Genomic DNA, 19,661 nt, shown 5'->3' with positions numbered 1-19,661 from the left:
TGATGTCTGCATCGCCAAAATTTACGCCCAAACCGTCAGGCAGGCAACTGTAGCCCAGTTAACGTGACAACACCCTAGATGGTAAACTAAGGTCTCTAGGCGTGCCGTGCGGCGGGCCATCGGTCGGATCACGCCATCACCGAAACGTTCGGCGAAAATCTTTCGGCGACAATGGACGACATTGCAGACGAAGCGTCGGACCGTCAGATGCAATTCGATCCTTCGGCCCGCACACGGCAGATCGGCGATCATCCGAGGATAGCGGCTATGAACGCGATGGGAGGTCGTACCGCATTCGGGACACTTGCAACCTGGGGACTGACCGTATGCGGCGATGACGATCGCATCGGATGTGTGGTGCACTGACTTGACGGTCAGCTCGGCTGGGATCAGATCGGAAAGCCGAAACTGGGCTCGCATGGCGCTGGTTCTCCGTGAAAAACCAGCCCAGTGGAATCTAAAACATCATCAAGATTGAGTCAGACCCCCGTTTGGATGCCGATAACCCCTCAAATGGGGTCCTTATTCCATGCTTAATGACACTAAAAATTGCCGGTCCGGTTTTTTTGAAACCGCGCGCTATCGCGCCGCGCCGTTCGGAGGGCTTAGCTGCGGGGGCAGCAAGCAGACCTTCCTGTATTGCCATAATATCCTCGTCACCTGACCGGTTTTCTGCAATTTAGAGCCGTCTGTTACTGAGCGCTGGCAATTGCCTTCTCTAGTCTTGCCTGCACAGGCTTTGGCTTCTTGGCTGCAACGATCCCTTCAAGATTTGCTGGATTGTCGCCAACAACGAGCAGTGCAACCATACCCATTGCATAATGCGGTGTGCATTTGACGAAATAAGCGCCGGGTTCTGTGACGGTCAGTACGTAATTTTCGTTGACCTTGCTTTTGAAAGCATCAACGCCTTCTGGGATCATTCCTTTGATCGACTCAACATTGTGCCCCTTATCAGTAGGGATGAATGTTATCGTGTCGCCGGGATTTGCCTTGATATAAGAAGGCTCGAAAACCATTGCGCCTTCTGCGCCCTTATTAAGCATGTGGACTTCGATATTTTCAGCCATGACGGGGGCCACCATCATTAGGCTGAGAGTTGCCGCGGCGAACGAAATTGCAAATTTACGCATCTGTTTGATCTCCATAGCTGGCTTGGACGACTTCACAACGATGCCCATTCGCCAGGCTGATGTAGATTTAGAACGGCTCGAGACTCATATCTTTGATTGAGATCAAATAGATTTAAATAGTGGAGAATAAGACTCACATATCGCTTTCAGCAATGTGCTTGAGGCGCCTCAGATCACGCACGATCAGGGATTTTCGGCCACCTTCGACCCAGCCTTTGCCCTGCCATTGGCTGATGATGCGCGAAACTGTGTGCAAAGTAGTTCCGGTCAATTCTGCAATGTCCTGCCGCGAGACGGGAAAATCGATGCGGATACCGCTATCTTCTTTTACACCCGCTTCATCAGCAAGCCGGATGATCGCATGAGCAACGCGCTGCTCGACTTCCTGTGTCGAAATTTCGCGAATACGCGAATGGGCAGCGTCGAGACGACTACCGATCATCTGCATGGTCTTCACGGCTAGCGTCGGGTGACGTGCCATAAATTCGGTCATTAGCTCCATCGGCCATGCAAGAACGCTGCTATCGACCAGTGCAAGAGGCGTGCCGGGATAATCCTTGCGTCCCAGCACAAGCGCAAAGCCAAACAGATCGCCGGGATTGACCACCCGAACGATGAGTTGCTGTCCGTCAGCAGTGACCTGGGTTACTTTCAGACGACCATGCACCAGAATATAGAACAGCTTGGCCTGTTCGCCCTGCTGGAAAACCGTGCGGCCTTGCGGAACTGATCTGTGTGTGGCTTGCTCGAGCAGCTTATCGAAAGCTGGCGGTTCCATACCTGCAAAAACAGGAAGGGCACGCACCATATTTTTCAGCATTGTATCGGCAGCCATCTCTTACTCCAGGCACTTGGACTGCATCATGATCAACAATGCAACAAGCTGTTGGGAATTTAAGAGAGCGCTATCAGACCCGAGGTGTTAAATAAATAGTATTATGCGCCCTCTTGCATGTAGTTAGTTGCAAAAGGGCGCATTCATTCGATTAATATTTAGCTTTAAGGTGTCCGTCGTCGAATGATTTGAGACTATTTGTGTTTTTGAAGATTGGAGTTTCCGGCTCGGTTTGGGGTTTGATTTAAGCGGCTTTGGCCTGGTGGTTCAAGCGGCGTTTTCAGATGGTGTCTCGTTTGATCCTTTCGCGTTCGAGCAGGATGGTCTGTGCGCGTCCGAAGTAGACGTCGGCGGGAGTGAGATTGTCGAGGCTCTCATGGTAACGGCGATGATTGTAATGCTCGACGAAGGCTGCAATCTGGGCTTCGAGGTCCTCCTTGAAGAAGTAGTTTTCAAGCAGGATGCGGTTCTTCAGCGTCTGGTGCCAGCGTTCGATTTTCCCTTGCGTCTGCGGGTGGCCGGGAGCGCCGTGAACCTGGTCGATCTTGTATTTCTCCAGCCATTCGCCGAGATCGGAGGCGACGTAACACGAACCGTTGTCCGACAGCAGACGCGGCCGGTGCTCAACCTTGACCTTGTCACAGCCTGAGGCGGCCAATGCAAGATCGAGTGTATCGGTGACGTCATCCACCTTCATGCTGGTGCACAGCTTCCAGGCGATGATGTAACGGGAATAATCGTCGAGGATGGTCGATAGGTAAAACCATCCCCAGCCGATGACCTTCAGGTAGGTGAAGTCGGTTTGCCACATCTCGTTCGGCCTCGTGGTCTTGTCCTTGAACTCGTCATTGGCCTTGATGACAATATAGGCTGGCGACGTGATCAGGTCGTGAGCCTTGAGTAAGCGATAGACCGAAGCCTCTGATACAAAATAACTTTCCGTATCAGTGAACTTCACCGCCAGTTCACGCGGTGACAGGTCGGCATGATCGAGCGCCAGTGCGATGATGCGATCCCGGATATCGTCAGGGATACGATTCCACACCCGCGAAGCTGCGGACGTCCGCTCTTCCAGTCCTTCGACACCGTGGGCAAGGAACCGACTATACCATCGATAGAAGGTCGGCCTTGGAATGCCCAGCTTGTCGAGAGTTTGCCTGGCTGACAAATGCGACTGCTCCACAAGCCGGATGATCTCAAGCTTTTCGGTGGCGGGATATCTCATTCGTCGTCGCCCCCATCCCCGATCATGCTTTTTTTGAGCAGGCGGTTTTCCAGGGTGACGTCGGCTAATGCCTCCTTCAGGTCACGGCTTTCACGACGCAGCGCTTTTACTTCGTCGCTGGTGGCAGAACGGGCGGTGTCGCCTGCAAGGCGCTTCTTGCCAGCTTCAAGGAATTCCTTCGACCAGCTATAATACAGGCTCTCTGCAATCCCTTCGCGGCGGCAGATCGCAGCAATGCTGTCTTCCCCGCGCAGACCTTCCAGAACAATACGGATTTTATCCTCGGCCGAATAATGTTTACGCGTGGCACGACGGATATCTTTGATCGTCTTCTCCGCAGAAGACGTTTGGGGAACGGGTTTCTGTCTCATCTTTGCGTCCTTTGATAAAGCTATGATGAGCCGAAAACCCTCTCTTCTCAATTAATACAATTTGGTCTCATGGGCGTTGATGTCGGACAGACAATACTGGACGCACAGTACAGGCTGTGGCACGTACAACATTGCGATTATTTTCTAAGACTCAGAGTTGCGTGCATGACGAATGAGAATGACGAGTCCTCGCGCACGCCCCCGTTACAGGTAAGCGCGCTCCAAAGAAAATCAGCAGATAGCAAGTGATCGCGGCAGCAGTACAGCGCGGTCTGGCAACATCCTTCAGCCTGCAATGTAGCACATTTGGATCAAAAAAATAATCAGGAGGTCCAAAATTGCACGGAGCTTCACCAAGCAAAACTCAAGTGAGGTGATCCTTTGGCCAGTCGCGCTGATGGCATCTGCTGCTTCAAAGTGGGCCGCTCACCCCTTCATTAAAAGGATTTGAAGAGGTCAAAAACGACCATTTTTGTCAATATCAACCCCAAACGTTAATAGAGCTGTTGTGAATTCGCATCTGACATCCTTGGCAGGCGGCTAACGGCAAAACTGTACCGGCCGGTGATTTCTGCACTCAATGTACGGGTAGCGAGCTTGGGCGAATTCCGACAGTTGCATTCACCTTGCGAGCTTTCCACTACATTCCATAGCAATGTGGAGTTCGATGAGTAAAGATGGGTGCACACCGGCTGAATACTCGAAACGCAAAATACCGCCCTTCATTTTTTTCGAATGGAAAATTTAGGTTGACGAGATGCGCGATATTGAAATATCAATGCCTCATAAAAATAATAAGGGGCAACGGAATGCGTGCACTTTTAGATAAAATTGATCGGAAGCTTGTTAAGCTTCTGTCAGATGATGCACGCGATGGTGCTAATCAGATTGCTGAACGTCTGGAACTTAGCCCGCCGACGATCCGCGCGCGCCTCAAAAACTTGATCGAAAATAAGCTTTTCCGGATTGCGGGCGTTGTTAATGTTTCGGAGCGTCCTGAGCTTATAGTGGCGATTTTAGGTATTCATGCCAATGGGCAGGGGCGCCTGAATGAAATTGCCGGGAAGATGTCCGAGCTGCCATTTGTGACGTCGGTCAGCATCGTAACTGGCCGGTACGACCTTCTGTGCGAAGTGCTGTTTGAAGGCGATATGGAAGAACTATACCGGGTAACGAGCGAACTGCTCCCCGGCCTGGCTGAACCCGGCGTCATTCAGGGCAGCGAAACTTTTGTTGTCATGAAAGCCCATAACAAGTGGCTGAGTTTGCCACGCGGCGTATGGGAAGATGAAGAGAGCGACAAACCCGCTCCTTAACCTAACAACAAAATGACCATTCTAATTGGCCGCCTTGCGCGGACACGGACTACTGTTGCCAAAATGAGGGAGAACTCAAGAAATGATGAAAAAAATCAATGCGCTTATGGCGTCAGCTATGTTTATTGCGCTGATGGGAACTGCGGCGCAGACCACACCTGCTTATGCCGGAACGCTTGACGATATTATTGCCCGTGGCGAGTTGCGCGTCGCTGTTCAGACACAGGGCCCTCCTTATTCCTTTATGGACAAGAATGGCAACCGCGCAGGAAGCGCAATTGACCTGACCGAGCTTATGGCAAAGGAAATGGGTGTTAAGGTTACATATCTTGATTTCGATTGGGATGGCCTCATTCCGGCGCTTCTTTCAGGCAAAGCTGACATTCTGGCAGCCGATATGACAGCCACCATGAGCCGCGCAACGAAGGTAGCTTTTACCCAGCCATGGATTCACGTCGGTTCAGTCGCTTTCACTGCTGCTAGTGGTGACTTTAAGAGCGTTGAAGACTGCAAAAAGCCAGGAACGACTATTGCTGTCATTCTCGGATCAACTGCAGAAAAGAACATGCCTAAGTTTTTCCCTGAAGCCACCGTCAAGGCGTTCAAGGGTGGTGGAACAGTGGTTCTCGATGCGGTTGCATCCGGTCAGACCCAGTGTGGGGTGAATGATAACACAGCTGTTGCTGCACAGGTTCAGAACTATCCAGAAGGTACGTTTGAAGTATTTTCTGAAATGCTCAGCTCAGAACCTCTTGCCTATGCCGTCAGATACGGCTCGCAGGATCTGATGATCTGGACAAACCTGTTCCTTGACAACATCAAGCTTGATGGTCGCTTAAAAGAAAACCTCGATTACTGGGTTAATTCGAACAAGTGGCAGGCTGATCACTAATATCAATGAAGGTGCAGGAACATTTCATCCTGCACCTTCGATCAAAATCCGAGTGTTACCGGTGAACCATGTTTGGCAATCTAAACATAAGAGTCATATTGGAATATCTGCCTGAACTCTGGCAGGGTTTTCTGAATACATTGATGTTGTCCGCTGCAGGCTTTACCGGTGCATTGATTATCGGCATCGTCGCTTGTGCTTTAAGCATTCAGCCTGTGCGCTGGCTGCGCAGAATTGGCATTGCCTATATCGACCTCATCCGTGCCACGCCTTTGCTTGCGCAACTCTACTTCCTGTATTTTGGCCTGCCACGTCTTGGCATACTCCTTCCTGAAATGGTGATTGGCATTATAGCTCTTTCACTGAACTCCGGAGCTTATGTGGCTGAGATTATTCGCTCAGGCATTCTTTCTATTCCGCGCGGACAGTTTGAAGCTGCTTTAAGCTCCGGCTTTACCTATCTGCAACGGATGAGGCTTGTCGTCCTGCCTCAAGCGGTCCGACCAACAATTTCGCCAATGATTGGTCAGGCAATCGTGCTGGTAAAAGACTCCTCGCTTCTTTCGTTGATTTCCGTTGTTGAGCTCACCCGTGTCGGGCAGCAAATCGCGCTTGATCGCTTCATGCCTGTCGAAGGCTTTGCTGTGACTGCGGCTGGATTTCTGTTGATCTATTATCTCCTCAAGGCACTCGCCGAGACATGGTCGCGGTTCAACCGTATGCCGGAAAGATAACAGGGAAAGCATATGTTTTGGTTTCAAGTCGAACGCTTATGGAATTTCTGGCCCATTCTTTTGAAGGGCCTTGGAATGACCGTTTCGCTATCCCTGCTCTCTCTGATCATAGGCGTCATTGTGGGCCTGATATTTGGTGTGCTTCGCGCGAGCGGCAATCGATGGCTTTCGGGCATAACAGGGCTCTATATTGATCTGTTTCGCGGTACGCCGTTTCTGGTACAGGTCTTCATCTGTTTCTTCATTTTGCCATCAATCGGCATCGAGCTGTCAGCTTTTAATGCTGGAGTGATCGCGCTTTCCAACCTGTCAGCCTGCTTTATCGGCGAAATTATTGCCTCCGGCATCAAAGCTGTTCCACGTGGGCAGACAGAAGCGGCGATTGCATCAGGTTTCACCTATTCACAACAGCTTCGATTAATTGTCATGCCACAGGCATTACGCATCGTAAGACCATCGCTGGTGGGACAGTTCATTCTGCTGGTGAAAGATTCATCTGTTGTTTCGGCCATCGGAATTATGGATCTAACACGCTCAGGATGGATGATTGTTCAAAACATCCCCAACGGTCTGCTGGTCTTTGGCGTGGTCGGCATCGGCTACTTTATCGTCTGCTATCCGATGATTTATCTCTCGCGCCGTATAGAGCGCGGCACACAGTCCCCTATTTTGTAACTGGACAGGTCTAATGATTGAATTTCAAGGTCTGAACAAATGGTTCGGCAGCGCGCTTCACGTGCTTAACAATATTGATCTGACAGTCAGCAAAGGCGAAGTCGTCGTGGTTTGCGGCCCTTCCGGTTCTGGTAAAAGCACACTGATCCGATGCGTTAATGGATTGGAAGCCTTCCAATCAGGCAAACTGATCGTTGATGGTATTGATCTCAGCGCGAAGAATGCAGCCTTGCGTGAATTGCGAATGGAAGTTGGCTTTGTTTTCCAGCAATTCAACCTCTACCCCCATAAGACTGCGCTGGAGAATGTCACACTTGCACCTGTTCATGTGCGGGGATTATCAAAAGCTGAGGCGGAAAAGCGGGGCAAAGAACTGCTGGCTAAAGTTGGCCTCGCTGATCGTATGAACAATTACCCAAACCAGTTGTCTGGTGGTCAGCAGCAGCGTGTGGCTATTGCACGTTCTCTCTGTATGCAGCCAAGAATTATGTTGTTTGATGAACCCACCTCGGCACTGGATCCGGAGATGATCAATGAAGTGCTCGATGTTATGGTTAGTCTCGCCAAAGAAGGCATGACGATGATGGTTGTCACCCATGAAATGGGCTTCGCCAGAAGCGTTGCTGATCGTGTTGTCTTCATGGATCGTGGGGCAATCCTTGAAAGCGGTGAGCCAGAAAACTTCTTTAGAAACCCTCAGAATGAGCGCACACGCGACTTCCTGAGTAAGGTTCTCCACCACTGACGCGACCCAGTTAGTCACGCAATTAAGATAGATTGATTATCATGGAGCATCGTCAAAAAAGCGGCGATCGGCTTTCTGTTGCCATCATTGGCGCTGGCATTGTTGGCTGCAGCACGGCCCTTGCTCTTAGCAAAGCTGGCTATAGTGTCACTATATTCTGCAATGAAGAACCCGGCACCGGAACATCCTATGGTAATGCGGGAGCCATTGTCACAGGGTCAATAACACCGACAGCGACACCCACGGTTATCAGGTCTTTGCCCAGCTATATGTTCAACCGCAATTCACCTGCAGTCTTGCGACTTCATCATACGATCGCAGCATTGCCGTGGATAAGACGCTTTATCACAGCTGGTACAACGAAGTCTGTCGACCAAATTGCTGCAGCAATGCATCCGCTTGTTTCAGAAGCGCTAATAGCGCATCGGGAACTTACTGCAATTGCCTCAGCAAGCGACATGCTCACGCAAGAAGGCTGGCTGAAAGTCTATAGTGACAGCAAAGATTTCGAAGGCTCCGCTCTTGAGCGTCGGCTTATGAATCGTCATGGTGTGGCTCACAAAGTTCTTGATCGTTCAGCACTTCTGGACCTTGAACCTGCACTTGATCCGGCATTCTGTTACAAAGGTCTCTACCAACCAAATGCTGGTAATGTGCGCTTTCCGCAGAAGCTCGCTCAGATTTATCTGGAAACGGCTCTAAGGTTTGGTGCGACATTTATTCGTGACAATATTACCTCGGTTCAACCGTCAGAACACGATGTGTTGCTGAAATCAGAATCCCAGAACAAGCGCTTTGATCGTATCGTCATCGCATCGGGTGCATGGTCCACCGCACTGACCAAACAGCTCGGTGATCGTGTCTCACTTGAGAGCGAACGCGGATACCACATCAGTTTTGGTCCAGGATCGGAGACATTGCTACGCGGACCGGTGGTCTTACCCGGCAAGGGGTTTGTTCTATCACCAATGCATGACGGTTTGCGCCTGGTGAGCGGCGATGAACTCGCAGGCCTTAGAGCGCAGCCAAATTACAAACGCATTCGCAGTCTGCTACCAGAAGCAATTGGAGTCGTGCCGGCTCTCAAGTCATGGAAACCCGTCACTGAATGGATGGGACACCGTCCATCGACCCCTGACACACTGCCCGTCATTGGCAGATCGGCAAAATGCCGGAATGTCATTTACGCTTTTGGCCACGGACATTTAGGGGTCACCCTTTCTGCAATAACAGCCAAACTCGTCAATGAGCTCATTAGCGAACAAACGCCAGCGATCGATCTGGCTCCTTATAGTCCCAAGAGATTTTGATACTTAAATGTCCGAATTCCCAATCAGTATGAATAATCCAGCGCAGTTCGACGGCTCTCTCCCCGAGGCTGTCGATGTCACTATCATTGGTGGCGGCATAATCGGCGTTATGACAGCCTGGGAACTTCGAAAACGGGGATTAAAAGTCCTTGTTTGTGAAAAAGGGAGGATCGCGGGCGAGCAATCAAGCCGCAACTGGGGCTGGATTCGTCAACAGGGACGTGATTACGCAGAGTTGCCGATCATGATGAACGCAATTCATCTATGGAAAGGTCTTAACAAGAGAATTCGCGAAAAAATCGGTTTCCGTCAGAATGGCATCACCTATCTGGCACGCAATCAAAAAAAGCTTGAAGAATTCACTCAATGGCTTGATGGTGCGCGCGCCCATGGCATCGATACGCGTATGCTGTCTCAGCGTGAAGTCAGAGCTATGGTTCCGGACAGTACGGCCTGGCTAGGAGGGATGACCACGCCCTCAGATGCAATGGCAGAGCCATTCCTGACCGTTCCAACAATTGCTCAGGTTGCAGCAGAAGATGGCGTTCTTATACGCGAAAACTGTGCGGTCCGGACATTGGATGTCACCAGCAACCAGGTGCAGGGCGTTGTGACCGAAAAAGGCTACGTTAGATGCGAGCGCGTGCTCGTCGCGGCTGGCGCCTGGAGCACACTGTTCCTGAAACGGCATGACATACGTATTCCGCAGCTTGCTGTCCTTTCTTCCGTGATGCAAACAGCACCAATGAACTCGTTGCACGATGGCGCTGCCGGGGATGACCAGATAGCGTTTCGTCGGCGCGCCGATGGTGGATACACATTGACGCCATGGTCCACACATGACTTCTTCATAGGACCAGACGCCTTTAGAAACTTTTGCGCCTATATACCGCAATTACGCGAAGACTTTACCAGCACGCGATTTAAACTTGCTGCTCCGCAGAATTATCCGGACGCATGGCAAACGGCAAGAAACTGGTCACAGAACGATGAGACCCCATTTGAACGGTGTCGGATACTCAATCCCAAGCCGAACCAGAGAGAACTCGACCGTGTGCTCAAACAGTTCACAAAGATGTTCCCTCAAACAGAAGTGCCCCGTATTATAAGGAGCTGGGCAGGTATGATCGATACAATGCCTGATGCTTTGCCAGTGGTTGATCACGCGCCGATTGGCGGCTTAACAATCGCAACAGGAATGAGTGGCCACGGATTTGGGATTGGTCCTGGAATGGCACTGGTTATTGCCGACCTGATAGAGTTGCGCCAACCCGTTCATACAATCAGTAGTTTTGCATTAGCAAGATAATGATCTAAATGATCAGTCACAATACTCAATATTTTTTGGTGACGCGTTTTGCAGTTAGTCAAAAGAAGTAATTGCCAAGATGTGAGATTTTCTGATTTCCAGTCAAGATTCTCCCCTCGCTTAACGCGAACATCCGAGCTAAAATTGATACTTATATGGCTTTTTTGGGCGGTCCTGCTCGTAATAAGCATTCGGCCTATCTCATGAAAAATGCTGTATCATAATGCTGATGTCACGCCCGATTATGGATCGTTCATCGGAACCATTTGGACAGGTTTCTCGTTATTTCTGTTTCTCTGGCCTTAGCGCTAATATCTACCGAGAATGGTTTGGGTCCCATATGAACCCGAGAGAGCGACAATGAGAAATTTTGAGAAAACTCGTGACCAGATGGTGGAACAGCTGGTCCATCGCGGTGTTCACGACGTGGGCAAGCCGGAAGCAATGGGCACCGCGCATGCGGAAAATTCATTGATGAAGGCTCTATCGAATTTGCATATGAAGACTCACTCCATCAATTCAAATGGCCAGGCGATTTCACAGCAGGAATCTGGACCGCGAAGAAGGGGAGAAAGTCATGATAGAAAATGGTTACAAACTTCAGAGAAGAGGCGACGGCACCTGGTCCGTGATCGATGCCTTCAAGGGCAATCCGGTCACGTTCGAAGGGCGGTTGCAGATCGCATTGAACGAGGACGAGGCGCAGCGGGTCCTCGACTGCCTCAACCGCCAGAATCTCGAACGTCATCCCGAAGACGGCAGCGGTCGCCTGCCGTGATCCAGAGCATTATCGAAACATGAAGTGATCAAACGTGCCTATCTTAAATAATCAGGAAGCGTATTGCTGAGTTTTCGAAAGGAGTATTCCATGCCGCTCTTTAACGAAGCGAGCCGTATCTACAAGCCGGAAGAAGTGACCTTCATGCGCAACTGCTTTTCCCATGCCGCGATCATTCTTGAGGAGAGCGACCGGGAGTATGCTGCAGCCGATCTTTCGTCCGCGATCATCATGCTTTACCAGAACGGCCTGAGAGATCTGAACTACATTGCTGAACTGGCATCGCGGCTTGCCCACAAACGCTATCAAGACCGCCACGCAGAAGCGCCCATTGCCGCGAACCTGAACATTCTGCCGGATTCGGACGGTCCTTCCTGATGCGTCAGCCCTCGCCCAACGACACGCTCCCTTAGGCATTCTTGTCCGCATCAACAAACTTGTTGAAGCGGCTGTCGCCCGCGTCTTCATAGAGGAAAGCCAGATTACGATCATCGAAGATGGCGAAGAAATCATCCCAGTTGATCTCTTCCAGATTCTCGTCTTTCTCCGCGAAGTCGATGCGCAATATACCGACGTCATTACCCGTATCCACCACTGCCGGACGTCCGTTGCGGTCTTCCGCCCCACCGGCGGATTTTGTCGTGGTCCCGTGTGATCTGAGCCATGTTTTATCCTTCCGCTTTGAATTTCTTCGCTTCTTCCAGCAGTTTTTGCCGGTCTCTGCCAAAACACTCAATCAACTGGCGGGCCTGAAGCGGCGAAATATCGGAGTTCTCGGCGAGAAACTTTACTTCTTCATCGTCCGTCAGCGGGGTGGTGGTTTTCTCGTTCATGGTCAACCTCATTTCTGATCTTCTGGCGGGTTGCTCGGCTGGTCCCCGCCCGTACCGGTTTGTGGCCGTTCGTTTTCACCCGGCTGCTGGATTGCGGGCTGATCGACCGAACCCGTCGCGGGCAGTGTCTGTATGCCCTGTTTTTCCGATACGGACCCACCGCCAGTCAGGCTCCACCCAAGGAAGAGAAGCAGCAGAACCGCCAGCGTGGCCAAAGCGAAGCGCGAAAAATATCCGAGTGTTCGCGACGAAGACTGGTCCCGTCTGTCCCGCTCAGGTTTCGATTGCATATTCATCACCATACCCATGAAATTGCGAAATAACCAATGACGACCATTGCGATGATGAACCACCAGACGAGATAGGCCGGGCCTTCCCGCATCTTTGCTTTTCCTCTGGCGGGTAGCGCCTTTTTCTCGGATGCCCACGCACGCAAGCCGGAAGCATGGCTGGAAGCGTTGCTGTCCTCAGTCGCCACAGTGTTGACACGGGTAGGCTGGGAATTGCCACCTGCCTCCGCATCCGTCTCCATCGGCGCTGCCGCAGGATCAAAACCGGGAACCTTGTCGCCGGTCTCACCCCGTTGGATTGCGCCCCTTGCACGAGCGCCAATGCTTTTATCCGGTGAAACTGCTTTCATCATTTTAGCCTCCCTGTTCCAACCACGAGGCAGACCAATTGTTCCGCAAAACCTTGTTGCGGCAATCTGGTTGGTTTTTCGGTCGCCCTTCCCGTTTCGTCCAACGAAACAATCCACGGTTTGAAAAGTTGGGCCACCAGTTCCAACGAATTGAGGCTCTCATGAAACACGACCCGAAAGTCGGCACCACGGACCAGAAACCGAAATGGGAAGGCCCGCCGGAAAACAGGCCTCACGGCTATGAACCTGCCGTTGATAACCCGGCAAAAAAGCGCGACGCTGCTGGGCACAGGCTGTCCGATCCCGACCGCAAGAACCTTTCCGATGCGCAGAGTGAGCCTCAGCATGCGGAACGAAAGGGCGACGACGGATGACGTGCCCAACTGAACGGCCGTTCCTTCACCCCACTGCTTGCTGCATTGTCGGCTGGTCCGGACTTGCCGGGCCGGGCGAAGGATGTTCGGGTATGGGAAGCGGCGGTATCTGTTCCGGTTCGTCGGGGCTGAATGGCCCCTTGTCCGGTTGCGGAATGGTTTCAGGCGGCTGGACGGGAATACCTTCCGGCTCCTTTTCGGGTATTTCCGGTGGGTCGGAGGGCAGCTCGGAGTCTGCGAGCAGGACGAACGGCAACGCCGCTCCCCATTCTTCGATATGGATTTTCATTCGATTTCTCCCTTCAGCGGGTGTCAAGCGTGATCCGGCCTGCCATAAGCCTTGCGCAGTTCATCCTTGGCTGCTTCCAGTACCTGCTTGCGCTTCTCCGGCAAATTCTTGCCGGCGCGGTTGATATAGAAGGTCAGCATGGACATGGCCGAACGGAACGGCTCTGCCTTGCGTTTGTGGCTCTTGTCGGCTGAGCGTTTCAGGGAAGCGGCAATTTTCTTCGGATCGTCCTGCTCGAACACTTGCGGCTCGAGGTCCAGCGCATCGCTTTGCTCGGTCACTTCGGCTGACCACTTCTTTGTCGGGGCCATATCAAAATTCCTCTCTTGCGAGCTTCGATAACTGCCGAAGGCTGCCCATGTTCCTTTTACCCTGTCCGCGACATCGGCTGGTTTCGTTGCCTTGAGGGAACAAACCGCTCGCAAGCCGGTTCGGAAGCACGTTTCAGCCGTCATGGCACCCAACTGGAGGAATCATCATGTTCTACGATGCCGCAAGGATCAAACTGCCCTTTTTCGACAGGGATCGCGTCGGGGCGGGCGAACCATCCCAGCACGAACCGCGCGATCATCAGGCACGGCCGACGCATGAGCAGCCGAACGCGCCGGGCAACCCGCGCCCGCCACAGCCGGACAACCCGCAACAGGACTTCGATTTCGACAGCCCCAACAGCAAGCGCCCGAATGATCTGGCCAACCCCAGCGCGCGTGAACTGCGGCGGGAAAGCCGTGGTACCGAACAGAACTGACCATCCCAGGAGGTGAAGATGCCTGCAAAATCCAAAGCACAGCAACAGGCTGCCGGCGCGGCTTTGGCCGCGAAGCGCGGAGACAAATCGAAAAGCGAACTGCGTGGGGCGTCCAAGGAAATGGCCAAATCCATGAGCGAAAAGGAACTCGAGAAGATGGCCTCCACCAAGCAGAAGGGCAAGCCCGAGCACAAGTCGAAATCCTGACGGGACGTAACGATGACCACTTTGAAATGGCTTGCCGTCGTGATGTTCGCCGTGGCGCTGCAGGGGTTGGGCAGCCTGTTCATCACTTCCGACAAGGGGGACGTTTCGCCGGAGAGCCCCACCCAAACGGCCGGCTCTCCCACGCAGCCCTGACGTTTTGATTTTGCCCAATGGGCGAAACAAAACGGTCGCTGGCGGGTTAGGTGTTCCGTCGTCGGGATTTTCAGCCGAACGACATTGACAGTTTCGGAACTATAGGAGGCCTGCAATGGCCAGCACCAAACAACGCAATCTCGAGGACATTTATTATGCGGAGCGCAAAATCCTGAAAACTCTTCCCAAGATGTCCCGCGCGGCCAATGATGAGAAGCTGAAGAGCGCGTTCGAAAAACACCGGGAACAGACCGAAGGACATGTGGAACGTCTGCAGCAAGGTCGGCCGGCAGAGTCATAAGAACTCCTGAATGAAAGGGGCAGTCGTGTGCTGCCCTTTCTTAACTCAGTTGCGGATTGAAAAGGCTAAGACGATGTTATCCAAGCCAATACCCGAGTAGGCAATGTAACTTTAACCTATGCGCGAACACAGCTGTATCTATGATACTGATATCATGGGGATTTCAAGCATGCTATTTCACGCCAGGTCTGCATGGCAGACTGGCGGAGAAAGCGGTGGTTGGAGCGGGGAAAGTGATGAAGATTGTAAATTGGATCGTGTATGGACGCAAACTTTTGCAAATGGCGCGCTGATTTGAACCGCTTCATCATCCGCTCGCGTCGCCGTATAGGCTGGTGGGAATTCTCTGCCCGATTGTTCAAACTCTTATGCTGACGGTGATCACATTGAGTGAGACCAATCTCCCGCTTGGCGGCACCATAAGAGCCAAGCTTGTCTGTGACCATGACACGGGGAGAAACACCCTGACTTGCTTAGTAATTTACGCATGAAACGCTTGGCAGCCTGGGTATCACGGCGTTTCTGTACCAAAATATCAAGGACAAAGCCGTCCTGATCGACAGCCCGCCACAAAATATGCCGCTCACCTTTGATGGTAATGAAACCTCATCAAGGTGCCATTTACCGCCAAGGCGCGGCGTGCGGCAACGGATCTGATTGGCATAGTCCCGACCAAACTTCTCCGCCTATTCCCGCACCGTCTTATGGGTAACAATAATGCCGCGGTAAGCTAGCATGTCTTCAACCATGCGAAAGCTCAGTGGAAAACGGAAATACAGCCAAACCGCTTCAGCAATAATCTCGGCCGGAAAACGATGGCGGTGATAAAGCGAGGCGCGGCTGTCGGTCATAACCAATTCTATAATCGCACAAACTTACGGAAACTTAAGGTTACGATGCCGCGCTCGGTCACCGTCAATGATTTTGGCGGCGGTGCAAAATCACTGCAGGCTTTGGTCGGCTCGGTCGACGTGGTCAGCGGGGCCTATGAACACACCATCCGCATGCAAAATCGCGGTCAGGATATCAAGGCGATCTGCGAACTTGGTCAGTTTCCCGGGATCTGCATCGCGGTGCGCAAGGACCTCGCAGGCGAGATCAAAACCATTGCCGACCTCAAAGGCCAGAATGTCGGGGTGACGGCACCGGGGTCGTCAACCTCGCTGTTCCTGCAATATGCATTGATCAAGAACGGCCTCTCAGCGGATGATGCATCCATTATCGGTGTTGGCGGCGGCGCCAGCGCTGTAGCAGCCGTCAAAAAGGGTGAAATCGCTGCCCTTGTGCACCTCGATCCAGTCATTACCCGTCTGGAGGTCGACGGTGATATCACCATCCTTCTCGATACCCGCACGGAAGCGGGAACCCGCGCCTTGTTCGGTGGCACACCCCGCCGCCGCCATCACCTATGTCCAGCAAAGCTTCATCGACGCCAACCCCGTCACCACCCAGCGCGTGGTCAATGCCTTTGTCAAATCGCTGAACTGGATCCACCAGGCATCCGCTGATGATGTGGCCGACGCCGTGCCGGAGGAATACCTGCTGGGTGACCGCGCCCTCTATAAGACCGGATTTGAGAAATCGCGCGCCATGTATTCCGAAAAAGGCATCATCGCAGCCGATGGTTTTGACAGCATGATGAACATGCTCAAGGCGCTTGATCCCGAACTCGCCGATTCAAAGATCAGCTTCGAGCAGACCTTTGACCCGCGATTTGCGCAAGCGGCCAAGACGTAACAGGGTTAAACCAGCATCATCTGTTCCGGCAAGCCTGTGCTGCCGGAACAGCCCGCAGCACCTTTGATCGAGCTTTGATCGCGAAAGCGACAATTCCGACACGACGGGTCAGCCGATCGAACCAATTGCTCCGACGCGCGTTTAAAAACCGAGAATTTCGCGCGAAGGAACATCAACTTGACGCAACAGGCAGTAACGCAGAAGCGACAATTGCGGCAGTCCCGGCCCTATTGGGAAACAACCCCGAAAATCACCCTGACCACCCGACAAAAGCCCGCGCACCGGCATTACGATGTCATCGTGGTGGGTGCCGGCATCAGTGGCGCGCTGATCGCCCAGGCGCTGATGGACGGCAAACGGAAAATCGCGATCCTCGATCGTCGGCGACCGGTGTTTGGCAGCACAATGGCCAGCACCGCGATGCTGCAGCATGAGATAGATGTTCCACTGTTCAAGCTCAAGAAGCTTTTGACAGCGAAAGCCGCCGAGCGCATCTGGCAACGCTCGGCCGACAGTGTCGATGCCTTGATCAAGCTGACAGGAGAGCTTGATATAAATTGTAGCATGCAGCGCAAAAAGGCCCTCTATCTGGCCGGTGACGAGTATGGCGCACGCGCGCTCAAGGAAGAAGTCGAAGCGCGGCAGGCGATTGGCCTTCGTGCGGAACTTCTCGACGCCCACACATTGAAGCAACGCTTTGCGATCGAGCGGACGGCTGCGATTGAAAGCGATATGTCGGCCTCCGCCAATCCCGCCCAATTGACCGCAGGTTTGTTGCGGCACTGCGTGAAAGGCGGTATCGAAATCATTCGCGACACGGAAATCACCGATTTTCTCAGTCTCAACGATCAGATCGCTCTCGCCACCGCGCAAGGCGCGGTGATAAGCGCCGGCGCTGTCGTGTTCTGCACCGGCTATCAATTCCTCAAAGCGCTGGCGCATAAGAATCATCAGATCATCTCGACCTGGGCGATCGCAGGTACCAAGCAACAGCCCACACCCGCCTGGCTGCGTGATTATCTGGTCTGGGAGGCGTCCGATCCCTATCTTTATTTTCGCACGGCCAGCGATGGCAGACTGATCGCCGGTGGCGAGGATGAAGCCTCTGAGGACGCGTTTGAGGACCCACAAAAAGCCGCGGGGAAAAGCCAGACAATTGCCGGCAAAATTAGCGCATTGATCGGCTGTGACATACGCAAGCCCGCTTATCAATGGTCGGCGGCCTTCGGCTCGACGCCCACGGGTACGCCGATGATCGGGGCCATCGATGGCCATCCAAATGTCTATGCTGCGATGGGCTATGGTGGCAACGGCATCACCTTCAGCAAGATCGCTGCGGAAATTCTCGCCAAGGCGATCGGTGGCGGGGAAGATCGCGACGCAGCACTGTTCGCCTTTCTCTAGCCGCAGCACGTCGGCACCGGCAAACTGCGTGCAAGCCGCAGTCCGCAGGCGTGCCCGAAAGCCTGACGGAACAATCCGCAACGCGCGCGTTTATCCTTCTACGAGCCTTTGCAGCCGCTTGGTTTACCCTATCAAGGGTTGCGAAAGAATCAAGCTCCAGGCACGATCGCCTTGACAGTCGTGGCCTGGCGTAACGATCTTATAACCGGAGCAGGAAAACGCATGACGTCCCACCACACCGATCCCCTCACCCAGGATGAAGATATCAAGTTTCTGGCGAAAAACTCCGATCTGTCACCGCTTCAGGCCAAAGCGCTGATCGAAAAATTTGGCCGTGACCGCGAAAAATTGCTCGAGGAGGCCAAGCGGTTCAAAGCGGAAAGCTGATCCTCGCCGGGCTGAGCACCATTTCGCCTCTCACGCTGGAAGGAGGGGATGGCGTCCTGCGCAAACCATAAAGCATCGGCTGAATGAAGCGGGGCAGCGGTGCAACGCCCCGCGCGCCCGGTGTCTTATTTTTTGACGAAGACGGCGCCTCAACAGTCATTGGCTCGGGTTGTTGTGCCCACATGGCGCAGCCATTTCAAGGCGATCCGCTCATCCTGATCAAGCAGTGGTGCGACAACACGCAGGCGGGAGGCCGCTTGCACCATTGCTGTCAGTTGATCCTGCTCCCATTGCTCAAAAACCAACGGATGAATATAGGAGCGTCTGCAGACGACGCGTGTGTTGCAAAGCCGTTGCGCGATTCTGTCGATTTCCGCGTTCAACACCCGTTTCGACGCTGCCGCACCTTCGGGACGCGGCAAGGCTGACAATCCCTTCACAGCCGAGGCCGTCGCTGCCCAGGTCCGGAAATGCTTTGACGTGAAATCAGCCTTCGTCACATCCCGCAGATAGTCATTGATATCCTGCGAGGTGATCGCATGGCGTTTCCCTTCATCACAGACATACTGGAACAGGTGCTGACCTGGGAGTTCCTGCAACGAGCGAATGATTGTGGCGATCCGTCTGTCGGAAATCTTCAGGTTCCAGTCCTTTCCGGATTTTCCCTTGAAGATCAGCCGCAAGTTGTTGCCATCATTTTTTAGATGACGGTTGCGCAGGGTCGTCACGCCAAAGCTCTTGTTGGAGCGCGCATAGTCGGGGCTGCCGACGCGCACAAGCAACCGGTCCATCAGCCAGACAATCGTCGCAGTCACTTTTTCACGACACAATGAGCGCCGCCGCATATCGGCCTCGACCTGCCGGCGCAAGCTGCTCAACACGGTTGCGAAATCACCCAGACTGGAGAACTTCGTCTCGCCCTGCATTGCTGACCATTCGGAATGATAGCGGTATTGTTTGCGCCCACGCAGATCCCTGCCCGTTGCCTGAATATGGCCGTTGGGATGCGCGCAGATCCAGACATCCTGCCAGGCGGGCGGAATGGCCAGCGCCTTGATGCGCTCAATGTCGCCGGCAGAGACGCGGCCTGCGCCAACGCCCTTATAACGGAAACCCGCACCGCAGCGCAGGCGTTGAATGCCGGGCTCACTGTCGCTGACATAGTGCAGGTCGCGCTCAAGCACCGGTGCGGGCTTTTCTGCAGCAGAAGCGTTCAATCGGTCAAGCAAGTGGCACCTCTTAGCGTTAGCGCAGCGAAAGCCTGC

General features: G+C 53.1%; 27 protein-coding genes and 3 pseudogenes. 18 read left to right on the top strand and 12 right to left on the bottom strand.

Annotated features, from left to right (window positions below; genetic code table 11):
• Nucleotides 1–21: 21 nt before the first annotated feature.
• Nucleotides 22–252 (bottom strand): hypothetical protein, encoded by a 231-nt coding sequence (locus tag CEV32_RS24085; protein ID WP_374883434.1) that lies wholly within the window; start codon nucleotides 250–252, stop codon nucleotides 22–24.
• Between CEV32_RS24085 and CEV32_RS23885 the strand changes: the two genes are divergently transcribed.
• On the top strand, nucleotides 172–366 hold the full coding sequence (locus CEV32_RS23885; protein ID WP_235818727.1) for a hypothetical protein: 195 nt from the start codon (nucleotides 172–174) through the stop codon (nucleotides 364–366). The two genes, CEV32_RS24085 and CEV32_RS23885, sit on opposite strands and share 81 nt — an antisense overlap.
• Before the next feature lie 326 nt (nucleotides 367–692).
• On the opposite strand, the gene CEV32_RS05330 is transcribed toward CEV32_RS23885, so the two are convergent.
• The 3 genes from CEV32_RS05330 to CEV32_RS05320 all read right to left on the bottom strand — a co-directional run bounded on the left by CEV32_RS05330 (nucleotide 693) and on the right by CEV32_RS05320 (nucleotide 3,564).
• A complete protein-coding gene (locus CEV32_RS05330; protein WP_024899698.1) occupies nucleotides 693–1,133 on the bottom strand; it encodes a pseudoazurin in 441 nt (146 codons plus the stop codon).
• A gap of 133 nt (nucleotides 1,134–1,266) precedes the next feature.
• Complete coding sequence (locus CEV32_RS05325) at nucleotides 1,267–1,968, bottom strand: Crp/Fnr family transcriptional regulator (protein WP_024899699.1); 702 nt, start codon at nucleotides 1,966–1,968, stop codon at nucleotides 1,267–1,269.
• A 280-nt stretch (nucleotides 1,969–2,248) separates the two neighbouring features.
• Nucleotides 2,249–3,564, bottom strand: a protein-coding gene (locus CEV32_RS05320; RefSeq protein WP_094574837.1) for an IS3 family transposase whose coding sequence is annotated in 2 segments (ribosomal slippage) — nucleotides 2,249–3,228 and nucleotides 3,228–3,564 — 1,317 coding nt in all. Because the reading frame shifts where the segments join, the coding sequence is not laid out codon by codon here.
• An 809-nt stretch (nucleotides 3,565–4,373) separates the two neighbouring features.
• On the opposite strand from CEV32_RS05320, the gene CEV32_RS05315 reads away from it, so the two are divergent.
• The 9 genes from CEV32_RS05315 to CEV32_RS05270 all read left to right on the top strand — a co-directional run bounded on the left by CEV32_RS05315 (nucleotide 4,374) and on the right by CEV32_RS05270 (nucleotide 11,701).
• Entirely contained in the window at nucleotides 4,374–4,880 is a 507-nt protein-coding gene (locus CEV32_RS05315; RefSeq protein ID WP_094574835.1) for an Lrp/AsnC family transcriptional regulator, read from the top strand.
• A gap of 82 nt (nucleotides 4,881–4,962) precedes the next feature.
• The gene (locus tag CEV32_RS05310) at nucleotides 4,963–5,772 is read left to right on the top strand and encodes an ABC transporter substrate-binding protein (protein ID WP_235818726.1); all 810 of its coding nucleotides are present in this window, start codon (nucleotides 4,963–4,965) and stop codon (nucleotides 5,770–5,772) included.
• A gap of 98 nt (nucleotides 5,773–5,870) precedes the next feature.
• A complete protein-coding gene (locus tag CEV32_RS05305; RefSeq protein ID WP_235818725.1) occupies nucleotides 5,871–6,506 on the top strand; it encodes an amino acid ABC transporter permease in 636 nt (211 codons plus the stop codon).
• 12 nt (nucleotides 6,507–6,518) lie between these two features.
• The gene (locus tag CEV32_RS05300; protein ID WP_094574829.1) at nucleotides 6,519–7,181 is read left to right on the top strand and encodes an amino acid ABC transporter permease; all 663 of its coding nucleotides are present in this window, start codon (nucleotides 6,519–6,521) and stop codon (nucleotides 7,179–7,181) included.
• Nucleotides 7,182–7,194: 13 nt separating this feature from the next.
• Entirely contained in the window at nucleotides 7,195–7,926 is a 732-nt protein-coding gene (locus tag CEV32_RS05295) for an amino acid ABC transporter ATP-binding protein (protein WP_094574827.1), read from the top strand.
• Between the two features lie 41 nt (nucleotides 7,927–7,967).
• The gene (locus CEV32_RS05290) at nucleotides 7,968–9,236 is read left to right on the top strand and encodes an NAD(P)/FAD-dependent oxidoreductase (RefSeq protein ID WP_094574825.1); all 1,269 of its coding nucleotides are present in this window, start codon (nucleotides 7,968–7,970) and stop codon (nucleotides 9,234–9,236) included.
• A gap of 7 nt (nucleotides 9,237–9,243) precedes the next feature.
• Nucleotides 9,244–10,545, top strand: coding sequence for an NAD(P)/FAD-dependent oxidoreductase (locus CEV32_RS05285; RefSeq protein WP_094574823.1), 1,302 nt, complete (start codon nucleotides 9,244–9,246; stop codon nucleotides 10,543–10,545).
• Between the two features lie 577 nt (nucleotides 10,546–11,122).
• Complete coding sequence (locus CEV32_RS05275) at nucleotides 11,123–11,323, top strand: hypothetical protein (RefSeq protein WP_094574821.1); 201 nt, start codon at nucleotides 11,123–11,125, stop codon at nucleotides 11,321–11,323.
• 90 nt (nucleotides 11,324–11,413) lie between these two features.
• A complete protein-coding gene (locus tag CEV32_RS05270; RefSeq protein ID WP_094574817.1) occupies nucleotides 11,414–11,701 on the top strand; it encodes a hypothetical protein in 288 nt (95 codons plus the stop codon).
• A 31-nt stretch (nucleotides 11,702–11,732) separates the two neighbouring features.
• Here CEV32_RS05270 and CEV32_RS05265 read toward each other — a convergent pair whose 3' ends face one another.
• The 4 genes from CEV32_RS05265 to CEV32_RS05255 form a co-directional block, all read right to left on the bottom strand.
• Nucleotides 11,733–11,918 (bottom strand): hypothetical protein, encoded by a 186-nt coding sequence (locus CEV32_RS05265; RefSeq protein WP_328587911.1) that lies wholly within the window; start codon nucleotides 11,916–11,918, stop codon nucleotides 11,733–11,735.
• A gap of 73 nt (nucleotides 11,919–11,991) precedes the next feature.
• Nucleotides 11,992–12,156, bottom strand: coding sequence for a hypothetical protein (locus CEV32_RS23610; RefSeq protein ID WP_164844756.1), 165 nt, complete (start codon nucleotides 12,154–12,156; stop codon nucleotides 11,992–11,994).
• A gap of 8 nt (nucleotides 12,157–12,164) precedes the next feature.
• Complete coding sequence (locus CEV32_RS05260; protein ID WP_235818724.1) at nucleotides 12,165–12,446, bottom strand: hypothetical protein; 282 nt, start codon at nucleotides 12,444–12,446, stop codon at nucleotides 12,165–12,167.
• A 5-nt stretch (nucleotides 12,447–12,451) separates the two neighbouring features.
• Nucleotides 12,452–12,796 (bottom strand): hypothetical protein, encoded by a 345-nt coding sequence (locus CEV32_RS05255; RefSeq protein WP_094574874.1) that lies wholly within the window; start codon nucleotides 12,794–12,796, stop codon nucleotides 12,452–12,454.
• A 38-nt stretch (nucleotides 12,797–12,834) separates the two neighbouring features.
• Between CEV32_RS05255 and CEV32_RS24080 the strand changes: the two genes are divergently transcribed.
• A complete protein-coding gene (locus CEV32_RS24080; RefSeq protein ID WP_374883438.1) occupies nucleotides 12,835–13,170 on the top strand; it encodes a hypothetical protein in 336 nt (111 codons plus the stop codon).
• Nucleotides 13,171–13,195: 25 nt separating this feature from the next.
• On the opposite strand, the gene CEV32_RS05245 is transcribed toward CEV32_RS24080, so the two are convergent.
• Entirely contained in the window at nucleotides 13,196–13,459 is a 264-nt protein-coding gene (locus CEV32_RS05245) for a chitin-binding protein (RefSeq protein WP_094574811.1), read from the bottom strand.
• A gap of 23 nt (nucleotides 13,460–13,482) precedes the next feature.
• The gene (locus CEV32_RS05240) at nucleotides 13,483–13,770 is read right to left on the bottom strand and encodes a DUF3175 domain-containing protein (RefSeq protein ID WP_094574809.1); all 288 of its coding nucleotides are present in this window, start codon (nucleotides 13,768–13,770) and stop codon (nucleotides 13,483–13,485) included.
• A 167-nt stretch (nucleotides 13,771–13,937) separates the two neighbouring features.
• Here CEV32_RS05240 and CEV32_RS05235 point away from each other — a divergent pair, with 167 nt between their 5' ends.
• From CEV32_RS05235 to CEV32_RS05225, 4 genes and pseudogenes are all read left to right on the top strand, one after another.
• Complete coding sequence (locus CEV32_RS05235) at nucleotides 13,938–14,207, top strand: hypothetical protein (protein WP_094574807.1); 270 nt, start codon at nucleotides 13,938–13,940, stop codon at nucleotides 14,205–14,207.
• 18 nt (nucleotides 14,208–14,225) lie between these two features.
• Nucleotides 14,226–14,414 carry a DUF3008 family protein gene (locus CEV32_RS05230; RefSeq protein WP_094574805.1) on the top strand — a complete coding sequence of 63 codons (189 nt, stop codon included), beginning with the start codon at nucleotides 14,226–14,228 and terminating at the stop codon, nucleotides 14,412–14,414.
• 12 nt (nucleotides 14,415–14,426) lie between these two features.
• A complete protein-coding gene (locus CEV32_RS23605) occupies nucleotides 14,427–14,567 on the top strand; it encodes a hypothetical protein (RefSeq protein WP_167382741.1) in 141 nt (46 codons plus the stop codon).
• Nucleotides 14,568–14,682: 115 nt separating this feature from the next.
• Nucleotides 14,683–14,847 (top strand): annotated as a pseudogene (locus tag CEV32_RS05225) (YciE/YciF ferroxidase family protein); the annotation flags it as partial.
• A gap of 173 nt (nucleotides 14,848–15,020) precedes the next feature.
• Here CEV32_RS05225 and CEV32_RS05220 read toward each other — a convergent pair.
• Nucleotides 15,021–15,719 (bottom strand): annotated as a pseudogene (locus CEV32_RS05220) (IS6 family transposase).
• Between the two features lie 60 nt (nucleotides 15,720–15,779).
• On the opposite strand from CEV32_RS05220, the pseudogene CEV32_RS05215 reads away from it, so the two are divergent.
• The 3 genes and pseudogenes from CEV32_RS05215 to CEV32_RS23600 all read left to right on the top strand — a co-directional run.
• Nucleotides 15,780–16,605 (top strand): annotated as a pseudogene (locus CEV32_RS05215) (ABC transporter substrate-binding protein); the annotation flags it as partial.
• 177 nt (nucleotides 16,606–16,782) lie between these two features.
• Nucleotides 16,783–18,009, top strand: a complete 1,227-nt coding sequence (locus CEV32_RS05210) for an NAD(P)/FAD-dependent oxidoreductase (RefSeq protein WP_094574803.1) — start codon at nucleotides 16,783–16,785, stop codon at nucleotides 18,007–18,009.
• Nucleotides 18,010–18,231: 222 nt separating this feature from the next.
• The gene (locus tag CEV32_RS23600; RefSeq protein WP_164844759.1) at nucleotides 18,232–18,396 is read left to right on the top strand and encodes a hypothetical protein; all 165 of its coding nucleotides are present in this window, start codon (nucleotides 18,232–18,234) and stop codon (nucleotides 18,394–18,396) included.
• Nucleotides 18,397–18,545: 149 nt separating this feature from the next.
• On the opposite strand, the gene CEV32_RS05205 is transcribed toward CEV32_RS23600, so the two are convergent.
• Nucleotides 18,546–19,625: a DNA topoisomerase IB gene (locus CEV32_RS05205; RefSeq protein WP_094574801.1), complete on the bottom strand. Its 1,080-nt coding sequence runs from the start codon at nucleotides 19,623–19,625 to the stop codon at nucleotides 18,546–18,548.
• Between the last annotated feature and the right edge of the window lie 36 nt (nucleotides 19,626–19,661).

This window comes from Brucella rhizosphaerae (genome assembly GCF_002252475.1).
In the GTDB taxonomy this organism is placed as follows: domain Bacteria; phylum Pseudomonadota; class Alphaproteobacteria; order Rhizobiales; family Rhizobiaceae; genus Brucella; species Brucella rhizosphaerae.
Note: the sequence above shows the minus strand (reverse complement) of the source record. Positions and strands in the feature narration are given on the sequence as shown.

Bases quoted from the DNA above. Each gene is read 5' to 3' on its own strand.
- CEV32_RS05300 (WP_094574829.1), top strand. From the start codon at position 6,519: ATGTTTTGGTTTCAAGTCGAACGCTTATGGAATTTCTGGCCCATTCTT.
- CEV32_RS23600 (WP_164844759.1), top strand. From the start codon at position 18,232: ATGACGTCCCACCACACCGATCCCCTCACCCAGGATGAAGATATCAAG.
- CEV32_RS05270 (WP_094574817.1), top strand. From the start codon at position 11,414: ATGCCGCTCTTTAACGAAGCGAGCCGTATCTACAAGCCGGAAGAAGTG.
- CEV32_RS05325 (WP_024899699.1), bottom strand. From the start codon at position 1,968: ATGGCTGCCGATACAATGCTGAAAAATATGGTGCGTGCCCTTCCTGTT.
- CEV32_RS05240 (WP_094574809.1), bottom strand. From the start codon at position 13,770: ATGGCCCCGACAAAGAAGTGGTCAGCCGAAGTGACCGAGCAAAGCGAT.
- CEV32_RS05315 (WP_094574835.1), top strand. From the start codon at position 4,374: ATGCGTGCACTTTTAGATAAAATTGATCGGAAGCTTGTTAAGCTTCTG.
- CEV32_RS05290 (WP_094574825.1), top strand. From the start codon at position 7,968: ATGGAGCATCGTCAAAAAAGCGGCGATCGGCTTTCTGTTGCCATCATT.
- CEV32_RS05230 (WP_094574805.1), top strand. From the start codon at position 14,226: ATGCCTGCAAAATCCAAAGCACAGCAACAGGCTGCCGGCGCGGCTTTG.
- CEV32_RS24085 (WP_374883434.1), bottom strand. From the start codon at position 252: ATGATCGCCGATCTGCCGTGTGCGGGCCGAAGGATCGAATTGCATCTG.
- CEV32_RS05285 (WP_094574823.1), top strand. From the start codon at position 9,244: ATGTCCGAATTCCCAATCAGTATGAATAATCCAGCGCAGTTCGACGGC.
- CEV32_RS05295 (WP_094574827.1), top strand. From the start codon at position 7,195: ATGATTGAATTTCAAGGTCTGAACAAATGGTTCGGCAGCGCGCTTCAC.
- CEV32_RS23610 (WP_164844756.1), bottom strand. From the start codon at position 12,156: ATGAACGAGAAAACCACCACCCCGCTGACGGACGATGAAGAAGTAAAG.
- CEV32_RS05235 (WP_094574807.1), top strand. From the start codon at position 13,938: ATGTTCTACGATGCCGCAAGGATCAAACTGCCCTTTTTCGACAGGGAT.
- CEV32_RS05260 (WP_235818724.1), bottom strand. From the start codon at position 12,446: ATGCAATCGAAACCTGAGCGGGACAGACGGGACCAGTCTTCGTCGCGA.
- CEV32_RS05245 (WP_094574811.1), bottom strand. From the start codon at position 13,459: ATGAAAATCCATATCGAAGAATGGGGAGCGGCGTTGCCGTTCGTCCTG.
- CEV32_RS05330 (WP_024899698.1), bottom strand. From the start codon at position 1,133: ATGCGTAAATTTGCAATTTCGTTCGCCGCGGCAACTCTCAGCCTAATG.
- CEV32_RS05310 (WP_235818726.1), top strand. From the start codon at position 4,963: ATGATGAAAAAAATCAATGCGCTTATGGCGTCAGCTATGTTTATTGCG.
- CEV32_RS23885 (WP_235818727.1), top strand. From the start codon at position 172: ATGGACGACATTGCAGACGAAGCGTCGGACCGTCAGATGCAATTCGAT.
- CEV32_RS05255 (WP_094574874.1), bottom strand. From the start codon at position 12,796: ATGAAAGCAGTTTCACCGGATAAAAGCATTGGCGCTCGTGCAAGGGGC.
- CEV32_RS05275 (WP_094574821.1), top strand. From the start codon at position 11,123: ATGATAGAAAATGGTTACAAACTTCAGAGAAGAGGCGACGGCACCTGG.
- CEV32_RS23605 (WP_167382741.1), top strand. From the start codon at position 14,427: ATGACCACTTTGAAATGGCTTGCCGTCGTGATGTTCGCCGTGGCGCTG.